The 19,009-nt window shown below is 39.2% G+C and carries 21 protein-coding genes and 2 other annotated features; of the genes, 4 read left to right on the top strand and 17 right to left on the bottom strand.

Going from position 1 to position 19,009, the window contains the following annotated elements; translation table 11 throughout:
* Window position 1: 1 nt before the first annotated feature.
* From AR328_RS19915 to AR328_RS19890, 6 genes are all read right to left on the bottom strand, one after another.
* Window positions 2-193 (bottom strand): hypothetical protein, encoded by a 192-nt coding sequence (locus tag AR328_RS19915; protein WP_066300646.1) that lies wholly within the window; start codon window positions 191-193, stop codon window positions 2-4.
* Window positions 183-710 (bottom strand): Rieske (2Fe-2S) protein, encoded by a 528-nt coding sequence (locus AR328_RS19910; protein ID WP_066300643.1) that lies wholly within the window; start codon window positions 708-710, stop codon window positions 183-185. Before AR328_RS19910 ends, AR328_RS19915 begins: the two co-directional genes overlap by 11 nt.
* An 11-nt stretch (window positions 711-721) precedes the next feature.
* Window positions 722-1,282 carry a 4Fe-4S dicluster domain-containing protein gene (locus tag AR328_RS19905; RefSeq protein ID WP_066300640.1) on the bottom strand — a complete coding sequence of 187 codons (561 nt, stop codon included), beginning with the start codon at window positions 1,280-1,282 and terminating at the stop codon, window positions 722-724.
* Entirely contained in the window at window positions 1,283-3,472 is a 2,190-nt protein-coding gene (locus AR328_RS19900; protein ID WP_066300637.1) for a molybdopterin oxidoreductase family protein, read from the bottom strand.
* Window positions 3,459-4,541, bottom strand: coding sequence for a hypothetical protein (locus AR328_RS19895; RefSeq protein ID WP_066300634.1), 1,083 nt, complete (start codon window positions 4,539-4,541; stop codon window positions 3,459-3,461). Before AR328_RS19895 ends, AR328_RS19900 begins: the two co-directional genes overlap by 14 nt.
* A gap of 186 nt (window positions 4,542-4,727) precedes the next feature.
* Window positions 4,728-5,282: a hypothetical protein gene (locus tag AR328_RS19890; RefSeq protein ID WP_066300627.1), complete on the bottom strand. Its 555-nt coding sequence runs from the start codon at window positions 5,280-5,282 to the stop codon at window positions 4,728-4,730.
* Between the two features lie 255 nt (window positions 5,283-5,537).
* On the opposite strand from AR328_RS19890, the gene AR328_RS23360 reads away from it, so the two are divergent.
* From AR328_RS23360 to AR328_RS22935, 3 genes are all read left to right on the top strand, one after another.
* A complete protein-coding gene (locus AR328_RS23360) occupies window positions 5,538-5,669 on the top strand; it encodes a hypothetical protein (protein WP_269433534.1) in 132 nt (43 codons plus the stop codon).
* Between the two features lie 109 nt (window positions 5,670-5,778).
* Entirely contained in the window at window positions 5,779-6,231 is a 453-nt protein-coding gene (locus AR328_RS19885; protein ID WP_066300624.1) for a DinB family protein, read from the top strand.
* 129 nt (window positions 6,232-6,360) lie between these two features.
* Complete coding sequence (locus tag AR328_RS22935; RefSeq protein WP_197414501.1) at window positions 6,361-6,525, top strand: hypothetical protein; 165 nt, start codon at window positions 6,361-6,363, stop codon at window positions 6,523-6,525.
* A gap of 479 nt (window positions 6,526-7,004) precedes the next feature.
* Here the strand turns inward: AR328_RS22935 and trpA are convergent, their stop codons facing one another.
* The 8 genes from trpA to AR328_RS19845 form a co-directional block, all read right to left on the bottom strand.
* Entirely contained in the window at window positions 7,005-7,790 is a 786-nt protein-coding gene (gene trpA / locus AR328_RS19880; RefSeq protein WP_066300622.1) for a tryptophan synthase subunit alpha, read from the bottom strand.
* Window positions 7,790-8,989: a tryptophan synthase subunit beta gene (gene trpB, locus AR328_RS19875; RefSeq protein WP_197414504.1), complete on the bottom strand. Its 1,200-nt coding sequence runs from the start codon at window positions 8,987-8,989 to the stop codon at window positions 7,790-7,792. Before trpB ends, trpA begins: the two co-directional genes overlap by 1 nt.
* Before the next feature lie 184 nt (window positions 8,990-9,173).
* On the bottom strand, window positions 9,174-9,797 hold the full coding sequence (locus tag AR328_RS19870) for a phosphoribosylanthranilate isomerase (protein ID WP_066300610.1): 624 nt from the start codon (window positions 9,795-9,797) through the stop codon (window positions 9,174-9,176).
* Entirely contained in the window at window positions 9,794-10,588 is a 795-nt protein-coding gene (gene trpC, locus AR328_RS19865; protein WP_066300604.1) for an indole-3-glycerol phosphate synthase TrpC, read from the bottom strand. The genes AR328_RS19870 and trpC overlap by 4 nt, the downstream gene beginning before the upstream one ends.
* Before the next feature lies 1 nt (window position 10,589).
* On the bottom strand, window positions 10,590-11,615 hold the full coding sequence (gene trpD / locus AR328_RS19860; RefSeq protein ID WP_066300601.1) for an anthranilate phosphoribosyltransferase: 1,026 nt from the start codon (window positions 11,613-11,615) through the stop codon (window positions 10,590-10,592).
* Window positions 11,587-12,198 carry an anthranilate synthase component II gene (locus AR328_RS19855; RefSeq protein ID WP_066300598.1) on the bottom strand — a complete coding sequence of 204 codons (612 nt, stop codon included), beginning with the start codon at window positions 12,196-12,198 and terminating at the stop codon, window positions 11,587-11,589. Before AR328_RS19855 ends, trpD begins: the two co-directional genes overlap by 29 nt.
* Window positions 12,182-13,576, bottom strand: a complete 1,395-nt coding sequence (trpE, locus tag AR328_RS19850; RefSeq protein ID WP_066300594.1) for an anthranilate synthase component I — start codon at window positions 13,574-13,576, stop codon at window positions 12,182-12,184. Before trpE ends, AR328_RS19855 begins: the two co-directional genes overlap by 17 nt.
* A 64-nt stretch (window positions 13,577-13,640) precedes the next feature.
* Window positions 13,641-13,883: a binding site (T-box leader), on the bottom strand.
* 38 nt (window positions 13,884-13,921) lie between these two features.
* Window positions 13,922-14,173: a binding site (T-box leader), on the bottom strand.
* 62 nt (window positions 14,174-14,235) lie between these two features.
* Window positions 14,236-14,868 carry an MOSC domain-containing protein gene (locus AR328_RS19845; RefSeq protein ID WP_066300591.1) on the bottom strand — a complete coding sequence of 211 codons (633 nt, stop codon included), beginning with the start codon at window positions 14,866-14,868 and terminating at the stop codon, window positions 14,236-14,238.
* 170 nt (window positions 14,869-15,038) lie between these two features.
* Between AR328_RS19845 and AR328_RS19840 the strand changes: the two genes are divergently transcribed.
* On the top strand, window positions 15,039-16,298 hold the full coding sequence (locus tag AR328_RS19840) for an MFS transporter (protein WP_066300588.1): 1,260 nt from the start codon (window positions 15,039-15,041) through the stop codon (window positions 16,296-16,298).
* A 179-nt stretch (window positions 16,299-16,477) separates the two neighbouring features.
* On the opposite strand, the gene AR328_RS23590 is transcribed toward AR328_RS19840, so the two are convergent.
* From AR328_RS23590 to AR328_RS19830, 3 genes are all read right to left on the bottom strand, one after another.
* Complete coding sequence (locus AR328_RS23590) at window positions 16,478-16,534, bottom strand: hypothetical protein (RefSeq protein ID WP_442854472.1); 57 nt, start codon at window positions 16,532-16,534, stop codon at window positions 16,478-16,480.
* Window positions 16,535-16,760: 226 nt separating this feature from the next.
* A complete protein-coding gene (locus tag AR328_RS19835; RefSeq protein ID WP_066300586.1) occupies window positions 16,761-17,558 on the bottom strand; it encodes a DUF2935 domain-containing protein in 798 nt (265 codons plus the stop codon).
* 125 nt (window positions 17,559-17,683) lie between these two features.
* Entirely contained in the window at window positions 17,684-18,667 is a 984-nt protein-coding gene (locus AR328_RS19830; protein WP_066300584.1) for a polysaccharide deacetylase family protein, read from the bottom strand.
* Window positions 18,668-19,009 lie beyond the last annotated feature (342 nt).

The raw sequence follows: 19,009 nt of genomic DNA, 5'->3' as shown, positions 1-19,009 counted from the left end.
TTCACGCCTTTACATTTTTCATCTTTTTATAAGCTAACCAAGCAATTGGAAATAGGATCATATTCAATCCGCAAAATATTAACGTATTCACATAGTTTTCGTAAAAGAATTGATGGACCATGTATTGCGTAAATACGATATTGAGAAACAATACGGCAGCTAGGACAAAGACTCCAACGTAACTACGCTTCATATCTTTTCACCTTTACTGCATATACAGCACCCTTCTCAACTTTTACTTGAATTTCCGGAAGAGGCCGTCTTGGTGGTCCAGCAGTTGGGGCACCTGTTTGAACATCAAATTTTCCGTGGTGACAAGGACAAACCATTTCTCCTTGATCCTTCACCCAAAAAACGGGACAGCGTAAATGTGTGCATGCATTTTGGTAGGCAACATATTTATTTTCAGATAATCTTATTAGAATCGCATCATCATGCTCTCCTGGAAATTTGAAATCCACGGCATCTCCAATTGGGAGCTTTTCAATATCGATAATTTTTTTATGAGGATATTCCTTCTCTCCAAGACCCAATAATTCTTTTGCTGCAACCGCACCCCAAGGAAGGGAGGAAACAGCGAACACCCCTGCTGCTCCCACTAACGTTTTCATGAAGCCGCGTCGGTCGAGCTTCCGTTCATTATTCTGATTAATATTGTGAGTGTAATTATCTTCTTGAAAGGGGATTTTATTATTTTTATCTGATGGCACTTGAATCCCTCCTAAAACAACTTAGTTACGCCTTGTAAAATACCAGGCAGATTGACTTTCACGTTCGTATCACCTTCAAGATAAGGCAGGCTCGTTACCCATTTGCCATTATCAAGATTGAATTGCTTTTTCTTATTTTCAATTTCTTCATCTGTCAGCCATTGAAGCGTATTAGATGGACAAACACTCGCACACATTGGAGGAATGCCATCCTTCGTACGATCAATACATAGGTCACATTTATACATTAAGTTCTGTTCTGTATCAAATTTCGGTATTCCATAAGGGCAGGCAATCGTACAGTTTTGGCAGCCAATGCATTTCTCGACTAATGCTGATAAAACAGCCCCGGTTTCATGTATCTGAATCGCTTGCGCCGGGCAGCTTCTTGCACATGCCGGATTCACACAGTGAAGGCACATGAGAGGCATGGTCTGCCTGTTCACAAGCGGGTTTACATCGTAAACATAGTTCCTGTTTCTTTCCTCATGCCCGCCGCATTGTGTACATGCGGCAAGGCAGGAACGGCATCCGATACAGTTTTCTAATTCTAAATAAAGCCTCTTTTTCATTTACTGCACCTTCTTTAGTTCAAGTTTTTCAATTTGTGCGGCACATGTTTTAAATTCTGGCATTCTTGAAATTGGATCAAGTGCACCAATTGTTAAGAGATTAATAGATTTTTCATGGCCCCAGTGGTACGGAACAAAGACAGTATCCTTCCGAATGGCCTCTGTTATTTTCACTTTGTAAATGGCTTCGCCTCTACGAGTATAAAGACGGACCGATTCTTCATGTTCAATATTGTACTTGGCTGCAGTTTCTGGATGAACCTCTACATATGGATCAGGACACATATCGTGAAGGAATTGAATTCTTCTCGTTTGATTACCTGATAAATAATGGTAGACGACCCTGCCATTTGTTAGGCGTAATGGGTACTCTTCATCTGGTTCTTCTGCAGACGGCCTGTATGGCAATGCAAAAATTTTTGCTCTTCCATCTGGATGATTGAACTTTTTATCTAAAAATAATCGTGGTGTTCCAGGATCATCTTCATCTTTACATGGCCAGAACACGCCGTCTTGCTTGTCGATTTTTTCCCATGTTACTCCGTAGTAATCAGCTGTTCCGCCTTTAGAAGCAACACGAAGTTCATTAAATATGTCTTCAGGGTTTTTTAAGTGAGAAAAGTATTTTCCGCGCCCCAACCGCTCGGTTAATTCCACTTGAATCTGCCAGTCTGGCTTTGATTCGCCTAAAGGTTTTTGGGCTTGATTAATCTTGATAATCCGTCCTTCAACGTTTGTCGTTGTCCCTTCATCTTCTGCCCAAGTTGTTGTAGGCAGCACAACATCGGCATATTCAGCTGATTCTGAAAGATAAAAGTCAACACAAACCATGAAGTCTAAGTTTTTTAGTTGCTCTCGAACATAATTTTGATCAGGTGCTGATACGGCTGGATTAGAACATAATAGATATAAAGCACGAATCGTCTTTTGTTCCATCAATCCAAACATTTCAAATGCGGATACACCCTCTTTTGGCATTTCTTCGGGTTCAATTCCCCACACCTTTGAAACATATTTTACGTGATCGGGATTCGCTATTTTTCGATAGCCTGGCAGTGCATCGGCTTTTTGCCCATGTTCACGTCCGCCCTGACCATTTCCTTGACCGGTAATAGTCGCAACACCCGATTTAGCCCTGCCGATTTTCCCTGTAACAAGCGCCATATTCGTATAACCAGAAACGTTATCGACCCCTTTAATTTGTTGCTCGATTCCTCTGGCAAACATGACAATTGCATTAGGAGCTTTCCCGTACAATTCTGCAGCACGTATAATTTTCTCAGGTGCCACACCTGTAATCGCACTCGTATACTCTGGTGTAAATTCCTTAACTAGTTCCTTTGTTTCTTCAAAGCCATTTGTATGATTTTTAATAAATTCTTCATCCGTATAGCCATTCTGAATGAGTAAATTTAAAATCCCATTTGCAAGTGCAAGGTCAGTACCAGCTTTTAAATCAAGGTGGAGATCCGCTCTTCTAGCTACAGGTGTCTCTCTTGGATCGGCTACAATCACATAGCCGCCCCGTTCTTGAATGGCCCAAACCCGGAACATCATCGTTGGATGGCATTCTGCTGTATTGCTGCCAGCAAGAAAAATACAATCGGTATCCTGTACATCAGTCCAAGGAATGGTTGAACCTCTATCTATACCTAATGACCGATTTAAACCACCTGCTGCACTAGCCATACAGAATCGGCCATTATAATCAATGTAACGTGTTTGGAGTCCAACACGAGCGAACTTCCCGGTTAAGTAACACTTTTCATTTGTCATGGAAACGCCGCTATACACTGATAGTGAATCTTTTCCATAATTCTCTTGTAGCTCGGTGAATTTTTTAACGATAAGATTGTATGCCTCTTCCCAGCTTGCTTCACGGAAGCCATTTTTCGTACCTTTCAACGATTGATCATCACGAATTAACGGTCTAAGTAAACGATCGCTATTGTTAACCTGCTGATAAGCAGTAACTCCTTTCGGACACATTTTTCCTAAAGTTACCGGCCAATCATAACGGGGCTCTACCCCAATAATTTTGTTTGTTATTGTATTTACCCTCAAGTTCATTCCACATTGCATAGCACAATAGCTGCAGTGTGTTTTGATTAAAGTTTCATTTGGGTGATTCAGGTTTTCAACTTCTTTAAAGAACTGATCCCTTTCATTTCTAAAACTAACCTTTTGCATTTTGGTTTGCCTCCTTCACTTTTACCTCATGGGTTGGGAAACCGGAGAATTGTGCAATCCGGTATTTTCTTCGGCAAGGGAGGCACATTTCTGCAAGATGATGCCCTTCCTTTGTCATAAATTCGATATCATTCACGCCGAGTACCTCGACGACATCCTTTGATTGTTCTGCTGATACGAAGCCTTCTCCACAAACCTTACATTTTTTCGTTTCTTGTTCTGCATAATGTTCTCTGTAGTTTCTCGCTAACACACTCATTGGGCGGAAAGGAATATGAGCAAGCTTTCCAAATGGAAGATAAATGAGTGTAATGATGACTGACCATTGATGAATCAGTGACATTGCCGGCTGACCCGCACCGTGTAAAAAGATGTTCATAAATGTAAGAGCTAATCCGGTAATACTTACTAGTAACAACATGTATAGTGGAAGGAAATCGTATAGAAATTTCTGTTCGGCTCTAGCCTGCATATTTTTTAAGCGGCGGTAAAGCGCCATGCAAACACCTGCGATTACCATGACGGCCGTTATATTTAAGGCATTATAGGATAGGTTTGCAATGATTCCGTTTGCCGGGACTGTCATAACCTTCATGCCCATTGCGATAATATTGTAGTAACCATTGTCGTCCATCGTGAAATACATCCATCCGAATACAAGAGGAAAGGTTACTAAGCAAGAAAGGACACATCCCCATCCGATTAGAACGTGTTGGGTCCATCGGTAAATTCCCCTATTCCAGATGAAATTGTATGTAGCTAAGTGCTCTACAGATGTTTTTGGCGTTGATTTTCTAAAAAGCAGCTTCATGCCTTTTTTGATAAAGATCTTTGTTGGCGGTCTTTCGCCCCAAGCGATAAATCGATAGAAGAACCCGCCGATAAACACGATTGTTCCAACCATATAACCATAAAGATTTAAATCAACATGTGTGAACATTCTTGTTCCAATAAAGGAAAGGATGACTAAGCCAAGAACTGATAGAAACATAGATTTAGCAAAATTTGATGCAAATGCATTATTAATTGTATTGACGCGCTTTTCTTCAACCGCGGCTTTTACCTGCATGTTTATTCCTCCTCATTCCAAACGATTAACTTACCCTTATTGTAAGAGTTAGGAGATTTTTAACCTATCGGGGAACTTCCCTATCTTGTGGGGGAAATCCCCTTATCTTGTGAGGGGAAAAATATTCCGAGAAAAACATAAGAACCATCACTCGTTTAAAGGAAGTGATGGTTCTTTTTTGTTATATTATTGGGCTTTTAAATATTTTTCCCTATAGGTGATATAGGATTGTAAACTTCCTTGATAAATAAGTCTATGAGAGGATGCTTCCTTAAGGTCTTGTGGGGTGATCATGCAAAGATGCTTATTATTTATATCGAGGAGCCTGCCTTCTTGTAACACCATTGCAACAAAATGCGAGCAAAAAAAGGCGTGCTTTCTATGAATTCTTTTATTTAAAGCAATGGCCAATAAGCCAAGCAAATTGTAGCGATATTTTTGCTTATTTTCATCGATTTCTTTTATTAAATTTAACATTTGAATATATTTCTTTTCACTTACTGTAAATACATATACTGCACAAGATGCATTCTTGAATAACTCCGACCGAATATCTTCCTTTACAAATCCGCCAACAAAGGGATTCCTTGGTCTTTTTCTGCCAAAACTGTACACTTCAGTCAGTTCACAGTCGAAGCCAATCGAAGCATGGTTATGACATTCTTTCGTATATAACTTAATCATTCTAGTAAATAACGTTCCTGTATCGGTAAGCAGAAGATACACCTTTCTGTCCCCCATGAATAACCCTCCTGCAAAACAATTCAAATTGGAATCCCTAAATCTATTCCGCAACTCTTCTGCTTCCATTAAAACAAATAATGATTTAATTCATAAGACACTAGAGATTTATATTTTGGTAGGACCTGAGACTTAGTACTTATCTTCATATTATTATACAAAAATTATTCACCTTTGGAAATTAAAAAGGTGAAATCATATGAATATTTTGAATATAGATACAAAGAAGAATTGAAGTTAGTAAGGGGGAATTTCATGTGGTCCTGGTTACATATATTTATCATGATCATCATTGTTTGGATACTGATTGAAGAAGGGATTTATTTTTTTGTTAATCGCAGCATTTTCGGCCATTCTTTTTTAGAAAGGAATGGAGAAGTCTTATGAATAGGGTAAGGAATAATATCAAAAGGAACGCATCTTAATTGCATTTTTGTTAAAAGTATAAGAGGATGTAGTTATTGAAGTATACATAAATTTATTTGGAGGTAAAAGCATGAACCCTGTTAATCATTTTTTATCACATCGCAATGTTACAAATGCCTTAGTTGAAAAAATTGAAAAATCCAATTACGAGTTTAAGCCCACTGAAACTTCGATGAGTGCACAAAAATTAGTGACACATATTTACACATCCTATTATAAGTTCATTAAAACAGTTAAAGAGGGAAATGGATCTCCGTTTATGGAGAAGTTCGAGAATACGCAATTGTCCCTATCGAAGCTAGGTGAAGAATTCACAGAGAAAACAAAAGAACTTCTAGCTTCACTTACGAATGAAGAGCTAGACCGCGAAATCGACATGTCGAAAATTTTCGGAATGAATGTGACGGGTCATCAAATGGTGCAAATGGCCATTGAACATGAAATCCATCATAAGGGTAATTTATTTGTCTACGTCAGAGCAATGGGACATACGGACCTGCCGCTTTACATAAGTCATAAATAATGAAGTAAAGATTAAAACAGACTTGCTGCCATTGCTAGTCTGTTTTTTTGCGGTAAAAATATAGGATAAAATACTTGAAGGATGTACATATTAACATTGTCAGCAGGACTTATTTAAGGAGGCATGATTGTGACTAAACAAGGAAGACATAATTCAAATCAAACCCGCGCTCAAATTGAAAAACAAGATAAAAGGAACGATATCGAACTAGGTGAGGAATTCCAAATCGGAAATGATTCTTCACAGAGTCAGAAAAAAAGTGGGAAACAGGTAAATATGAAGAAAATGAAATAATAAGAAGACCGCTTCGATAAATGTCATCGAAGCGGTATTTTTTAAGTAATCTTCTTGCGTGAGCCATGAACACTTCATGACGAGCCTTTTCACTAACTCATAGCAAAAACGCGAGCCATGAACGCTTCATGACGACCCTTTTCACTAACTCTTAGCAAAAACGCGAGCCATGAACACCTCATGACGACCCTTTTCATTAGCTCCTAGCAAAAACGCGAGCCATGAACACTTCATGACGACCCTTTTCACTAGCTCTTAGCAAAAACGCGAGCCATGAACACTTCATGACGACCCTTTTCACTAGCTCTTAGCAAAAACGCGAGCCATGAACGCTTCATAACGACCATTTTTCCCAACTCTTAACACAAACGAGCTCCATGAACACTTCATAACGACCGTTTTCATTGACTCATGGCAAAAACAAGCGCCATGAGCATTTCATGACGAGCGTTTTCACTTTCTAATAAACAAAACCCTTCTTAATTCTCAACATGAGCAATTTTGGAAGCTTTAATCAGCTCTTTAATTCCATCAAGATCCCCTTGTTCAAAAAGTTCAATGATTTTGCTTCCTACTATAACGCCATCACAAAATTGGTTCATTTCTCGGACATGTGATGGGGATGCTATCCCAAAGCCGGCCAAAACAGGCAAATGGCTTACGCTTTTTACCTTTTTCAAATGCTCCCCAAGCTGTTCATTGAACCCTTTTCTTGCTCCAGTTATCCCATTAACAGTTACGGCATATAGAAAGCCGTGCCCTTTGCTGGATATTTCTTGAACCCGCTCTAACGGACTTGTTAGTGTAACGAGCCTAATGATCTCAATACCAGCCTTCTCCGCGTAAGGAGCTATAATATCTTCCTCTTCTATCGGCAAATCAGGTAATATCAATCCATCTACACCTGAATGAAGACACTCATCAATAAACTCTTGAATGCCGAAAGCCATGATCGGATTCATGTAAGTCATAAATATTAAAGGAATATGTACAATTGGGCGTATTTCCGCAATTGTAGCCAATACTCCTCTCAATGTCGTTCCGCTTTCAAGAGCTCTTATGCCAGCTTGCTGAATAACGGGTCCGTCAGCTACAGGATCAGAAAAGGGAATGCCAATTTCAATCGCCGTAGCCCCTGCTTTTTCTAAAAAAGTAATCCGCTCCGCCAAACTGCTCAATCCGCCATCTCCAGCCATTATATAAGGAACAAATGCCTTCTCTTTATTCTCCGCCAACGTCCGCATCACATTTTCAATTCGGTTCATTACTCATTCCCTCCTAGTCTTGCTTTTACCGTTTCAACATCTTTATCCCCTCTGCCTGATAGACAGATGACTAATCCTTCATCTTCCTTCATTGTTGGAGCGAGCTTTAATGCATAAGCGACTGCATGTGAGCTTTCTAAGGCAGGAATAATTCCTTCTAACTGACAAAGGAGCTGTAAGGCTTCCATTGCTTCTTCATCCGTGATTGATTCGTAATTTACTCTGCCGCTATCCTTTAAATAACTGTGCTCTGGTCCAACCCCCGGGTAGTCAAGCCCAGCTGAAATAGAGTGGGCCTCTTGAATTTGCCCATCCTCATCTTGAAGCAAATACATGAGTGCGCCATGAAGGATTCCCGGTTTTCCTTTTGTCATTGATGCTGCGTGCTTTGAAGTATCTAATCCTAATCCTGCCGCCTCCACCCCATACAGCCGGACCGCTTCATCTTTTATAAATGGGTAAAACATCCCCATCGCATTGCTTCCGCCGCCGATACACGCTACAACTGCCTCAGGAAGCTTTCCTTCTTTTTCTAAAAATTGCTGCCTCGTTTCCTTTCCAATGACACTTTGGAAATCACGGACAATCATTGGAAATGGATGAGGTCCCATTACAGATCCAAGAATATAATGGGTATCCTCTACATTCGTTACCCAATAGCGCAATGCCTCATTGACAGCATCCTTAAGAGTTGCACTGCCTGACTCAACACTCACAACCTTCGCTCCTAAAAGCTCCATTCGAAACACGTTCAGCTGCTGCCTCCGAATATCCTCTGCTCCCATATAAATAATGCATTCTAAATTAAGTAGCGCACAGGCTGTTGCAGTAGCCACTCCATGCTGTCCGGCCCCTGTTTCAGCGACAATCTTTCGTTTCCCCATTCGGGCTGCAAGTAAAGCCTGACCTAATGAATTATTAATTTTGTGTGCGCCTGTATGGTTTAAATCTTCTCGCTTTAAATAAATCTTGGCCCCTTGAAGATGCTTTGTTAAGTTTTTGGCAAAATATAACGGTGTTTCCCGTCCAACATAATCTTTCAGAAGATCATTAAGCTCATTTTGGAACTTTGGATCTTCCAGCGCCTTTTTATATTCTGATTCCAGTTCAAGAACGGCTTGCATTAACGTTTCTGGCACAAATCTTCCCCCAAATACACCAAAATGTCCACGTTCATCAGGTAATGTATAGGTTGTCATCATAGTTCCTCCCGTTGTCAGGTAATTTTCATGTTTATCAGCTATTTCAGGTCTGTCCTTAGCAAGTTTTTGTGTTTATCAAATCAAGTTCAGTCCTTTATCAGCCAATTTCATACGTTTGTCAGCCAATTTCAGTCCTTTGTCAGCCAAATTTCTACGTTTATCAGCCAATTCCAGTCCTTTATCAGCTAATTTCAAGCATCGACCTCTTTTTAGCCTGATCAATAAATTTTTTTATCTTATTTACGTCCTTTTTACCGACTGTTTCTACCCCGCTGCTGACATCGACCATATAAGGTGCAGCGATCTCAATGGCCTCCTCGACATTATCAATGGACAATCCGCCGGCAAGAATGATTTTTTTCCCGTCCAATTTTTCACCGTTTAATACATTCCAATCAAAGGTGACCCCGTTCCCCCCGCGATATTTCCCTTTTGGGCTATCCAGAAGGTAGTAATCACATGAATACTTACCCATTTGATTAAAATCGTCTTGAGATTCAATGCTTAACGCCTTAATGACCGGTACAGAAAATTGCGCACAATATTCTGGAGTTTCATCCCCATGAAGCTGAATAACATTAATTCCTGCTTCATCGACAATCTTTCGGATGTGATCTGGATCTTCATTCACAAACACGCCAACTTTAAGAAGCTCATCAGGTAGTTCTTTAATAATTTCCCTTGCTTGCTCAGAAGTGATTTTCCTCTTGCTCTCTGCAAAAACAAACCCAAGCGCATCTGCACCCGATTCAACCGCTGTTAACGCGGTTTCAACGTCCTTAATTCCACAAATTTTCACCTTCATTTGTTCGTCACCTCTTTTATTGGCTGTTTCATTCGTTTCATTAATCTTTCGAGATTATCAGATTTCATAAATGCCTCCCCAACAAGGATCCCGTCGGCGCCAGCATCTATTACCCTTTGAACATCCTCTTCTGTTTTAATGCCGCTTTCACTGATGAGGAAAGCACCTGCTGCTTTAATTTTTGGAGCAAGCTTTTCCGTTATAGCTAAATCAACTGTGAAAGTTTTTAAATCCCGATTATTAACACCGATTATTTGTGCACCTGTACGCAGGACCTTTAATAATTCATCCTCGTTATGAACCTCCATAAGCACTTCAAGCCCGTTGTTTATTGCAAAAGTGTATAGCTCTTTCAGACGCTCCTCCTCTAATGCTGCAGCAATTAACAGAATCAGATTTGCCCCAGAGCTTTTCGCCTTCAGAATCTGAACTTCATCGATAATAAAATCCTTGCAGAGCAACGGGGCATCAACCGCTTCCCTAACTAACGATAAATCCTCAAAACCTCCTTTAAAAAAGGGAGTATCAGTCAGAACAGAAATAGCATCCGCTCCAAATTCTATATAAGATTGAGCTTGCACCTTAGGATCAGCACCGAGATTTATATCCCCTTTTGAAGGAGATGCTCTTTTAAATTCAGCGATAATCGCAAGTGAATCCCGCTGTTGAAGCTTTTTTAAAAAGGATCGCTTTTTTCTAAGCGGCTGGTCATGAATGTCCAATTCTTCATCCCTTAGTTTCAATACCTCCTTTTCTTTTTCTTCCAAAATGATATTTAAGATCGTTGTCATTTCAGATCACCCTTTCCTTTATAAATTTGCTCTCGTGAATGAGCTGTTCCAGTTTATTTAATGCTGCTCCCGAATCAATGCTTTCTTTTGCGGATTCAATCCCTTTTTGAATCGTCTGCGCCTTTCCAGCTGTGAAGATTCCAATTCCTGCATTAAGGAGAACGGTGTCTCGATAAGCTCCTTTCCTTCCATTTAACACATCTAAAAGGATTCGTGCGTTCTCTTTGGAATCGCCGCCGCGAATAGCATCATTCTTGTATACAGATAGACCTACCTCTTCTGGATGGAGCACCCTTTCAGTCAAGTTTTCATTTTCCAAAATGACTAAATGATTCTCTCCCTGAAGTGATGCCTCATCCATAAACCCTGCCCCATTTAGGACAACTGCACGTTTTCTTCCTAATGTCTTTAACACTTCTGCAAAAAGGACGAGATAATCGCGGCGATAAATCCCGAGGAGCTGTGTCTCTAATTCAACAGGATTTGTAAGAGGTCCGATTAAATTAAAGACAGTCGGAATTCGCAAATCTTTTCTCACTTTCATAATCCTTTTTAGCTGCGGGTGTACATGTGGAGCGAATAAAAAAGCAATCCCAACCTTTTGCAGAATTTCCTCTGTGCGTGCAGCATCCAAATTTAAATCCACTCCAAGATGTTCCAATACATCCGCACTTCCCGTTTTACTTGATACACTTCTGTTTCCATGCTTGGCCACTGGAATTCCAGCACCTGCAAGAACAAAAGCAGAAGTTGTGCTAATATTAAAGCTTTTCGACCCATCTCCTCCCGTTCCGCAATTATCCATAACATTCGGAATTCTCGTATTAAACGTCAGTGATTTTCCCCTTAACGCTTTAGCTAAGCCGGCAATTTCTTCAACTGTTTCTCCTTTCGTTTTCAGGCCGATTAATAGACCGGCAATTTCACTATCCGTAATATCTTCAGTAAATAGAAGCTCGGTTGCTTCCGTTATTTCTTGTTCTGTTAATGAGTCCCCATTAGAAATTTTCTGTAAGATCCTTTTCATGGTTACTTCCCCTCCCGATATGATTTAAGAAATTTCCCAAAATTCTTTTTCCTAATGCAGTGCCAATTGACTCAGGATGAAATTGAAGGCCAAATAACGGGAATTTCTTATGTTTGATCGCCATTATTTCATTGTCATCCATTGATTTTGCTAGGACTAAGAAGCTGTCAGGCATTGTCTCCTCGGAAATCACAAGAGAATGGTATCGCATGATATCAATTGGCTGCGGCAAATATTCAAATAAATCTGATCCATTATGTTTTAATTTAGAAATCTTCCCGTGCATAATATTGTTGGCTTTCGTTATATTTGCTCCAAATGTATAACCGATTGCTTGATGTCCAAGGCAAATTCCCAATATTGGCGTCGTCTCATAGAAGGATTGGATAATGGCAGAACAAATGCCTGCATCCTCCGGTCTGCCGGGCCCAGGTGACAAGACAATGGCATCCGGTTTCATTCCCTTAATCTCCTGTATTGAAATCCTGTCGTTCCTAACGACATGTACTTCTTCCCCAAGTTCTCCTAAATATTGATATAGGTTATAAGTAAATGAATCATAATTATCAATAAGTAATATCATCTTGGCCCTCCAAAAAAGCTCTTAATTTATGAATCGTTTCTTCAAACTCTTTTTCTGGCACAGAATCATGAACGATCCCTGCACCCGCCTGTATAAATGCTTTTTGATCCTTAATTAACATCGTTCGAATGGCAAGAGCAAAGTCCATACTTCCATTCGCTGAAAAATATCCGATTGCTCCCGAATAAACACCTCTTTTTACTTCCTCCAGCTCGTTAATAATTTCCATCGCCCTAATTTTCGGAGCCCCAGAAACCGTTCCTGCCGGCAAACAAGCGATTAAAGCATCGATCGCTGATAAATCCTTTTTTAAAGTTCCGCTCACTTCTGAAACTAGGTGCATGACATGCTTGTATTTCTCAATCTTCATATACTTCTCAATTTCAATTGAACCAAGCTCACACACACGGCCAAGGTCGTTTCTGCCTAAATCCAGCAGCATTCTGTGCTCTGCAAGCTCCTTTTCATCAATCAATAAATCTTTTTCATTGGATTGATCTTCTACCTCTGATTTCCCTCTAGGCCTTGTTCCCGCTATTGGATTGGTTGTTACCTTCCCGCCATTTACTTTAATTAAGCTTTCCGGTGAAGTGCCTGCGATTTTGTAGCCATCGAAGTCCAAATAATACATATAAGGGGATGGGTTTTGCACTCTAAGCTTTCGATAGAATGAAAATGGATCACCTGTAATTGTTCCTTGCAAACGCTGAGACAGGACCACTTGGAAGATATCACCTTCTACAATATGTTCTTTCGCTCGCTTCACTTTTTCGATAAACTCTTCCCGCTTTATGGATGCTTTAAAAGTTGAAAGTGAAACTTCATCTGGGTCACTGTTCACATTGCCATGCTGAATTTCATGCAGCCTCTTTTCATGTAAAGTTTGCAGTTCAGATAACTCGCTAAATAGTGGAATAGAGATTAAATACACTTTCTGTTCAAGATGATCAAACACGACCACTTCCTCGAAAAACATTAAATGAACATCTGGAATATGTAATTCATCCTTTGGAGCCTTCCCGATATTTTCATATTGGCGGATGACATCATAGCCTACATATCCTACAGCCCCTCCGCAAAATGGGAAATGATGAATCTCAGCCTGTTCAATCGGGGGCAGTATATCTTTTAATACTTCTAGCGGATGCTTCTGAATCTGTTTCCTCCCGCTTGCTGAAAGGATTGTACTGGCATCTTCTTCACCAATTAATTCAATAAAGGGATCTGTTCCAATAAAAGAGTACCTGCCAGCCTTTTCATGTTTAAGCGAGCTTTCAAATAGAAACTTTTTTGTTCCTTTAAGACGCTGGTAAATAAGAATAGGGGTTAATGTGTCCCCTTCAATTTCGCTAATAATGATTTCCTTTACTTTCGGCATGCTACACTCTCCTTAAAAGTTATATAAATAAAAAAAGTCCACTATACGCACAATAGTTGTGCGTATAGAGGACGTATCTTTGACCGTGGTGCCACCTCAAATTTAGAACAGAATTCTGCTCCCTTGTTCAGGTACGGACGTAAATCGATACCCTATCCATATAACGGTGGAATTCCGTGCTTCCCTACTGTCCTTCAAGAAGCCTCTCGCAAGTCCATTCCAAATGTTCTCCACATACCGGGTCTCACCCTTTCCGGCTCTCTGTCATACTTCTGAACATTGTACTACTCTTACTCAGCGATTTAGTTATTCTTTTTTTGAAATACAAAAAGGGCCTCCCTCCAAAAAAAGGACGAGAGACCCGTGGTGCCACCTTCATTAGCTAAAAATTAGCTCACTTAACAGATATCCAAAATGTTCATCATTTGAATACCTGTCTCTTGTAACGATGAGACCGTTCGCCAAAGCCTACTACTCCAAGGAGGTTGGGTTTGGAGGCTCGGAAGTCCATTCGCAATTGCATTTACACTGATTTGCACCACCCATCAGCTCTCTAAAGTATCTGCAAAAGTTACTACTCTTCGTCAACGCCGTACGTTATGTTGCTTTTTATATTATTCTTAATTATAAAATAAGTCAAGGGGAAATTTTCATTTTTTTTAAAGAGCCTTCTTTAACCTATTTCTCCAAGCTTCTGCAAGCTCCTCCACCTGGATCAGCTCTTCAATTGCTGCACGATTTTTTCGATCATGAAACATTAGTTGATTTCCCGCTAAAACAGAGAACTTCTCCTGCTTACGTTCCATTAATCTCAGTGAAGAGTCTTCCTTCACTATACCTTCCTGCAGAACCCTAAAGAAATAGCCGGTATACCCAGTCTCCACCACCCTGCTAAGCAGGTTCTCTGCTTTGTTATGCATAGAAATAGATGCACATGGCACCCTCCCTTGCGAAACCTGGATAATGGCTTCACCAAGTGAAAAAATATCACCAATATAAACATTTTTCTCCAGTTGATTAGCTGCACAAATATTCTCCCCAAACGCCGGCATTTGAAACGGCTTTTGAAATTCTTTTTCCCATTGCATATAATGCTCAGACGGATATAAACAAACAGCCCTTTCTGGTCCCCCGTGAACATCACGGTTGCCAACTGAATCCCCCTTAAATCCATTTTTTGTCAGTAAAACCTCACTCACTGGCTTTTTTCTAATAGCGGAATTATATGTTACACCATTCCACAGCTGAAGATTTGGCCTGCCAATATTTAATGTCAAAATTTGATTCCCCATTATAACACCTCGAATAAAATAATTATTTTCTTCCTCAATTCAGTCTTTATAACCATTATAATTCATGTCAATGTATTCCAATTACAATTTACCATAAAAAGTCCCTACTACTTTCTCTTTTTAAAGACATATTAATATTAGGTATGATGATTAAGGGGATGGTATGTTCAATGGAGCATGTTGAAAAATTAGAAATTGGAGGCCAAAAGGCTAAGAAAAAGTCTAAAGGCAACGTCCATAACAAAAAGTGGGCTGTTCTTTCGCTCGCTTCTATTCCTCTTGTAATGACACTAGGAAATTCCATGCTAATTCCTGTCCTGCCTGCAATGGAGAAAAACCTTAAAATTTCCTCATTGCAAACTAGTTTGATACTGACCGTTTATTCAATTGTTGCCATCATCCTAATCCCGATTGCTGGAGGATTATCAGACTATATAGGACGGAAAAAGGTTATAATCCCAAGCCTCCTAATTGCCGGAATCGGAGGTCTTATTTCTGGATGGGCAGCTTGGAAGGCTAATGATGCTTATTGGCTCATACTTTGCGGCCGTGCTTTACAAGGAGTTGGTGCAGCGGGAGCAGCTCCCATTGTCATGCCACTCATTGGAGATATGTTTAAAAACGATGATGAAGTTAGCAGTTCGCTCGGTGTAATCGAAACTTCAAACACATTTGGTAAAGTACTTAGTCCAATACTTGGAGCTTTTCTAGCTAGTTTTTTTTGGTTTCTCCCATTCTTTGCCTTTCCAGTATTTTGTACACTTGCAATATTGCTTGTATGGCTTTTAGTCAAAACACCTAGAGAACGCGAGGAGCCCGTTCCATTTAAGCAATTTTTAGAAAATATCAAAAATACATTTACACACAATGGAAAGTGGCTAAATGCCATCTTTGTCATTGGCGTCATTATGATGTTTGTATTATTTGGAGTTTTGTTTTACTTATCTGATGTGCTCGAGAAAAAATATGACATCATAAATATTAAGAAGGGGTTGTTTCTTGCTCTGCCATTAGGGGCATTATGTATTGCCTCTTTTGTAACCGGAAAAATAATAAAGGAAAATAAAGTTTTAATGAAATGGATCATTTTTGGAGGGACTGTATTGACCGCCGTTTCCGTTGGCATTTTAAGTTTTTCCAATGGATTATGGTTCATGCTTATATTATTTACCTTTGGCGGGATCGGAATAGGTGTAGCACTTCCCTGTTTAGATGCCTTAATAACATGTGGAATTGAAAAGGAAGAAAGAGGAACCATTACATCCATATTTAGTTCAATGAGATTTATTGGAGTTGCCGCAGGTCCGCCTGCTGTGGCTTTATTTTTAGAACATACCGAAAAGATACTATTTTATTTCTTAAGCGGCCTTACTGTCATAGCCATCATTGCCACATTTATGGCAATAAAGCCAGATGAGGAAGATGCTTAAGTACAGAACTTCGGGATGACTTTCTTAATCGCATATGTTATCCTATAGTTGTAAATAACATTTAAATGAATGACCGCAGGTGTTGGAGCACCCACGGTCATCCGCAATAGTTTGTCGTTCCCTGAGCGGCGGCCAGTCCAAAGACTAGACCTCTCCTCAATTATCAGGTCAAGGGAGGTCTATTTTTTGTGGTTAAAAGATAAGACAGCAAGGATTAGACTTGAAAATGAAATCATAATCATAATCGTTTCGAAAACTGTCATAGGCATCACCCCCTTTCAAACGGGGTTAGCCGACCACCCTTGAGAAAACTCCCTATTGCTTCTCTATTATAACACAAACTTGTCCCGGAAAAAGAACGTATGTTCTATATTTGTAAAAATGATGCTTTCTAACTAGAATTAAGTAAATCTTTAAATATCTACAAAAAAATGACCACCAAAAAGGTGGTGTTTCACTTTTCTATTCCTTCAATCTAGGCTTACCAGGATTACAATCAGGTTTTTCTGCCTGTGTTGATTCTGCAAGCTTTGTTAAATAATAGCATTCTTCTCTGAACATATGGTCTGCCATTAAAGCAGAGAATGTTCCCAATGCCTCTTTATTTAATCTTAACTCTTCAATTTCATTTAAAAAGTTCATAAATACCTTCATTTCTAATGACACATCTTTATTAAATTTTTTCAATGCAGGAAATTCGGAAAGGTTTGTGCGAAGAAATCCCGTCAATTCAACAGCCTTTAAATAAAAGGCTTCAAAATCCTTTGCAAACTCATCACTCAATTTATTGATCGCTTTTTCCGGAAGTTCCATACCATCTGATATTGCCCCTGCATGCCCCGCAGCATCTAAAAGCCATAGCAAATGGTGATGCAGCTCATGAAATACAGGCGGCGCCTCCCCGTTTTTCAAATACGTTAACTGAAGCAGATACTCATCTACCTCATTCACCATATGATTCATAAAAGTCGGCCCGAGATGAATCTTTACTTTTCCAACGAGATGGCGCTCGAGTATAGTCAGCTTAAACTGCCTGATTTTTTTGGCTTCTTCATCTGCCTTCATGCTTAAATCCTGTAAATTCTCTGCTCCTACTCTTCCAAGGAGCTGATCAAAAACATGAATAAAATAATTAGCTTCATGAATAAGTTCTTTTTCCGACGGTGCAAGGGAATCATGGATAAACCTTGCATGATCTCCTAATACTTGCAGCCAAAATCCATGCTCAAATTTTGCAGCCTTTTCGTAGCCAGCAGCCAAACAATCTCCCCCTTATGACAGTTCATTCATAAAAGCTTATCGGAGATTCGAGACTTTTATGACATGGAAATCATTTAACTCTTTTTTGGACATAAAAAAAAGCCGGATTAATTGTCCAGCTTTTATTAAAAGTGAAAAGCAGAAAGCTGCTCATTCAATATCTCTGCTTTATACCCGTTTGTTTGTAAATAGGTAAGCAAAGAGGGCAAATGCTCTGCTGTTGATTTTCTATCATGCAGTAAAATGACAATAGGTCGATCTTTATGTTTGAAATTTTCGATTTGTTGAATAACTCTTTCAACATATTCACCATTGCGGTATTTCCAATCTTCACTATCTACGGTCCAATCCCAAAGTTGAAATCCGGCTGCTTCCACGGCTTTCAAATAGGAAGGTTTCATATATGGTGCGGAACCATATGGTGTTCTAATTAAAGATGTTCCTGTACCCGTCATTTTCATTAAAGTTGCCTGCGCTTTTGTCATTTCATCTACTACTGTCTTTTCCGACCGATAGATTTTGGAGACATTATGTGAAACGCCGTGTAATGCGGGGACGTGACCGTTATCGATAATAGCTTGCAATTCTTCCGGATACTTTCTCATATTAGGCTCAAGCATAAAAAAAGTGCCTTTCATGTCAAATGTATTCATTGTTTGAAGTATGTCTGATGTAAAGGCGGAAGGTCCATCATCAAAGGTTAAATATATAACTTTTTGTTCATTTTGCTTCTTTATTTGGGAGTTTTCTTGTTTTGAAGAACCGTTATCTTTTAGATTAGTTTCTGCATTAATTTTATCATTTTTTACTAGGGCATGATTTTCTGGATTATTTCTCACTTCTTGTTCTTGATCCATTTTTTTCTTTAATATGTAAAAAGCTTGAATTTTATTATTTACATACCCATTCATCTCATCCGTATGATCAAAATGACTCTTTGTAAGTAAGGAATACATAATATTAATCGGCTGTGATAAACTAGAAACAGCCAATGCTTCACTATGATAGTTTGTACTGCCCGTTGTAAAAACGAATGTCATACAAATCATTAGTGAAATTAGTAACTTTCCTTTTGAAAATGTTGTTGTTCTTTTCCGTTTACTCCTCATGATGTTCACCTTTCCATCTCTATTCTTCTTGTAAAAGTATAGGTCCTACGTAGTTTTATATTAAGAAAAGTTGTCAATTTTCACTATTTCATTACAAAACTATTAAATTTTCACTACAATTCTCCTTACTATTAGATTACATAATCTCTCATTCTTTTTCAATTCATTCCGAAAATTAAATTTTTAGTATGGCAGGACGAAAATATCCAATAATATAATAAATAATTTGCTCTAAAAAAATAAATGTGGTAGAATCTTTCTAACAATATATAGTATTATTATATTCACGCAAATACTATATATTGTTTCCACTATGAATTAATTCTTATTTGATCCAAGGTC

The organism is Bacillus sp. FJAT-29937, from assembly GCF_001509555.1.
Classification (GTDB): domain Bacteria; phylum Bacillota; class Bacilli; order Bacillales; family Cytobacillaceae; genus Cytobacillus.
Note: the sequence above shows the minus strand (reverse complement) of the source record. Positions and strands in the feature narration are given on the sequence as shown.